Source organism: Mesorhizobium sp. M7A.F.Ca.US.014.04.1.1 (assembly GCF_003998745.1).
GTDB lineage: Bacteria > Pseudomonadota > Alphaproteobacteria > Rhizobiales > Rhizobiaceae > Mesorhizobium > Mesorhizobium ciceri.
In genome coordinates this window covers 1-3,625 of the sequence record NZ_RZRW01000568.1, presented here as the reverse complement: position 1 = coordinate 3,625, position 3,625 = coordinate 1, and the positions used below count along the sequence as shown (strand labels likewise).

Here is a 3,625-nt window from a genome sequence, read left to right as displayed (position 1 = left end):
GCGTCTGGGTCTGCGCAGACGCGCTGGCGATTTGCCCCAGCAACAAGGCCAGCCCGCAAAGGCCGGCAAGAAGCGAACGTGTCATGACTGTCCCTCCACTCAGTCGCCGCGAACCGGCCCGAAAGGCCAGATCCACCCGTCCGGAGCGCGCCGCTCAGGCCCAGGGGCGCTGTTCGGCGTTGCGCTTCTCGAACGAAGCGATGGCGCCGGCTTTCTCCATGGTCAGGCCGATATCGTCGAGCCCGTTGAGCAGGCAGTGCCGCTTGAAGTCGTCGAGGTCGAATTTGACCACGCCGCCATCCGGCCCACGGATTTCCTTGGCTTCGAGGTCTACCGACACCGTGGCATTGGAGCCGCGCGAGGCGTCGTCCATCAGCTTCTCGAGATCCTCGGGGCTGACGGTGATCGGCAGGATGCCGTTCTTGAAGCAGTTGTTGTAGAAAATGTCGGCGAACGAGGTCGAGATGACGCAGCGAATACCGAAGTCGAGCAGCGCCCACGGCGCATGCTCTCGGCTGGAGCCGCAGCCGAAATTGTCGCCGGCGACCAGGATCTGCGCCTTGCGGTAGGCCGGCTTGTTGAGCACGAAATCCGGGTTTTCCGAACCGTCGTCCTTGTAGCGCATTTCGGCGAACAGGCCGGTGCCGAGCCCGGTGCGCTTGATCGTCTTGAGATAATCCTTCGGGATGATCATGTCGGTGTCGACATTGACGATCGGCATCGGAGCGGCGACGCCGGTGAGCTTGGTGAATTTTTCCATGGTTTTTGCCCGTGTTTTCGTTGCGGGGGAATTTGCTGAGGCCCGGTTTACACAAAGCCGGCGGCAAATAAAAGGCAACTGTTCGTGCATGGTGGCACAAGCCAGCCCGATGGTGCAATCTGGCGGCCATGGCAGAAAACGCACACGTCCTCTACGAAAGAGAACCCGCGCTCGACATCGCCGAATTCCGTCGCGTGCTGGTCGAATCCGGCCTCGGCGAGACACGGCCGATCGATGATGAAGCGCGGCTGCGGGCGATGCTGTCGGGCGCCAATCTGGTGCTGACCGCGCGCCTTGATATTCAGGGCAAGCCGCTGATCGGCGTCATCAGGGCGATCACCGACTTCTCCTGGGTCTGCTACATCTCCGAACTCGCCGTTTCCCGATCGGCACAGGGGCTCGGCATCGGCAAGGGCCTGATGGACGAGGCGCGCCGGCAGCTTGGACCATCGGTCGCCATCAGCCTGATCTCCATGCCCGATGCCGTCGGCTTCTACGAACGTATCGGCATGAAGCGCATGGCCGACGCCTTCTGGTTCGACCGCAAGGGCTGAGGCTCGCTCGAAATACTCTTCCGCAACCGTGGCGATCCTTCGCGCCAGCGTCAAAAAGGACCTTCCCTTCGCCCGCTCAAATCACATTCAATTCCCGGAACGCCCTTCCCTCCGCCACCCGCTCATACCCGAACGCCGAGCAATCCACCGTGCGATAACCGCCATGCACGATCAGCTCGGCCAGCGCTTTGCCCACTGCTGGCGCCTGCTGCAGGCCGTGGCCGGAAAAGCCGTTGGCGAATAGGAAATTGCCGACGTCGGGATGCGGACCGATCACCGCGTTCTGGTCGAGCGTGTTGTAGTCGTAGTGGCCGGCCCAGGCACGGGTCGGCTTGATCGCCTCGAAGGCGGGAATACGGGTCGCCAGCACCGGCCAGATCACCTCTTCGAACAGTGGCCAGTTTACCTCGAAGTCGCCGGGATCGGGTGCGCAGTCGCCTTCCTCCGGTTCGGCGCCGCCGGTGAGGTAGACCGAGCCTTCCGGACGGACATAGATGCCGGAGGGATCGACCAGCAGCGGCATGTCGGCATATTTCTCGCGCGCCTCGAAGACGAAGACATTGCGCTTGCGCGGCTCGACCGGCAGCTCGAGCCCGGCCATGGCAGCCACCTTGCCGGCGTTAGGGCCGGCGGCGTTGACGACGATGCCAGCCTCCAGCGTCTCGCCATTGCCCAGGCTCACTCCCGTGACGCGGTTGCCATCGCGCGCGATGCCGGTGACATCTGCGGCGATGAAATCGACTTTCTTCTGCCGCAGCGCCTTGCGGAACAGCGTCAGCATCGCATGCGCGTCGAACCAGCCTTCGCCGGTGCGGCCATAGGCGCCGGCTGAAATGCCCTCGGTCGACAGCCATGGGAACCGGCGCACCAGCTGATCCGCGTCCTCCAGCACAATGTCGGCGCCCTCGGCCATCTGCGCCTGGTGATTGCTCCTCAGGATCGGCAAGCCGTCCTCGCCGGCAAGGATGAGGTAGCCGCCCTCGCGAAAGCCGATATCGGCGTCATCCCCGAACTCTTCCTTCAGCCGCCGGAACAGCTTCAGCGTGAACTGCGACAGGCGGATGTTTTCCGGGATCGAGAATTGCTGGCGGATCGAGGCCATGGACAGCGTCGTTGCCGCATGCGCGAATTGCGGATCACGCTCGACCAGCGCGATCGTGCCGGAAAACCCTTGCTCACGCAGGTAATAGGCGACCGAGGAGCCGACGATGGCTCCGCCGATGATGACGATGTCGTAGCGCATGTTCTCTCCGATCCGGCCGATAGTGTCCTTCACGCCACCGGCAGAATGACCTCGAAGCGCGTGCCGCGCTCGCTGTCAACCAGCGCGATCATACCATCATGCGCTTTCAGGAGGGCCAGCACGATGCCAAGCCCCATGCCGGTGCCGCCCTGTTCGCGCCGCGTGGTGAAGAACGGCTCGAAAATGCGCGCCCGGTTGCTCGGCGAAATGCCGGCACCGTCGTCGCTGACCAGGATGCTCGCCTTGCCGCCGGCGCTCGTAGCGGAGACAGAAACCTGCGTCGCGCCATGCCTGGCCGAATTGTCGATGAGATTGGCCAGCACGATAGCCGCGTTCTCGGCCGATATGCGCAATCTGATGTCGCCGCCGGCCCCGATGCTAACCGTGAGCCTGCTATCGACGGGCAGCAGCGACAGTGCCGCACCGAGCGATGTGCTTTCGCCGCTCGGCGCCAGGTTTTCGGCGCGCGCCAGGTCGAGCAGGCGCCGCACCAGCAGATTGAGCCGCCCCGCATCGGTGACGATATTGTTGGAGAAACGCCGCCGCTCCGCATCGTCCATCGCGCCACCGGAATCGCGCAGCAATTCGGCCGCGCCCTGGATCGCCGTCAGCGGCGATTTGAGCTCATGCGAGACATGTGTGGCGAAAGTCTGGACCGAGTCCGACCGTGCCTGAAGCTTCTCGGCCATGTCGAGGAAGGCTGCGGACAGCTCCGCCATCTCTCGCGTGCCGTGGTGGTCGAGCGGCCGGATCGCCGTGCGGTCGCCGGCGGCGATGCGCTCGGTGCGGTCGATCAGCGCATAGATCGGCCGGCTGACGGTGCGCAGGAAGATGAGACCGATGAGCAGCGTGCCGCCGAGAATGGCGATCGCCGCCAACGTCACCTTGCCGCGTTCGCCATAGAGATGCTTGATGATGTTGTTGGGCGTCCGCGACACATAGACGACGCCGGCGACCTGGCCGTCGACAGCGACCGGCAGGGCGACGAAGACACGCACCTTGGTGCCGCGGCTGACCGAATAGAGCGGTGGCGGCGGCTGGTGCGGAATGCGCAGCCTGAGCACGCTG

General features: G+C 64.2%; 4 protein-coding genes. 1 reads left to right on the top strand and 3 read right to left on the bottom strand.

Annotation, left to right across the window (positions count from 1 at the left end; all coding sequences use genetic code 11):
• Positions 1–154: 154 nt before the first annotated feature.
• Positions 155–760, bottom strand: a complete 606-nt coding sequence (gene leuD, locus EOA22_RS27655) for a 3-isopropylmalate dehydratase small subunit (protein ID WP_013528787.1) — start codon at positions 758–760, stop codon at positions 155–157.
• A 128-nt stretch (positions 761–888) separates the two neighbouring features.
• Here leuD and EOA22_RS27650 point away from each other — a divergent pair, with 128 nt between their 5' ends.
• The gene (locus EOA22_RS27650; RefSeq protein ID WP_013528786.1) at positions 889–1,314 is read left to right on the top strand and encodes a GNAT family N-acetyltransferase; all 426 of its coding nucleotides are present in this window, start codon (positions 889–891) and stop codon (positions 1,312–1,314) included.
• A gap of 76 nt (positions 1,315–1,390) precedes the next feature.
• Here EOA22_RS27650 and EOA22_RS27645 read toward each other — a convergent pair whose 3' ends face one another.
• Both EOA22_RS27645 and EOA22_RS27640 read right to left on the bottom strand, forming a co-directional pair.
• The gene (locus tag EOA22_RS27645; protein WP_063169568.1) at positions 1,391–2,557 is read right to left on the bottom strand and encodes an FAD-binding oxidoreductase; all 1,167 of its coding nucleotides are present in this window, start codon (positions 2,555–2,557) and stop codon (positions 1,391–1,393) included.
• Positions 2,558–2,586: 29 nt separating this feature from the next.
• Positions 2,587–3,625, bottom strand: a 1,039-nt coding sequence (locus EOA22_RS27640; protein ID WP_127390362.1) for an ATP-binding protein, incomplete at its 5' end; no start/stop codon positions are given.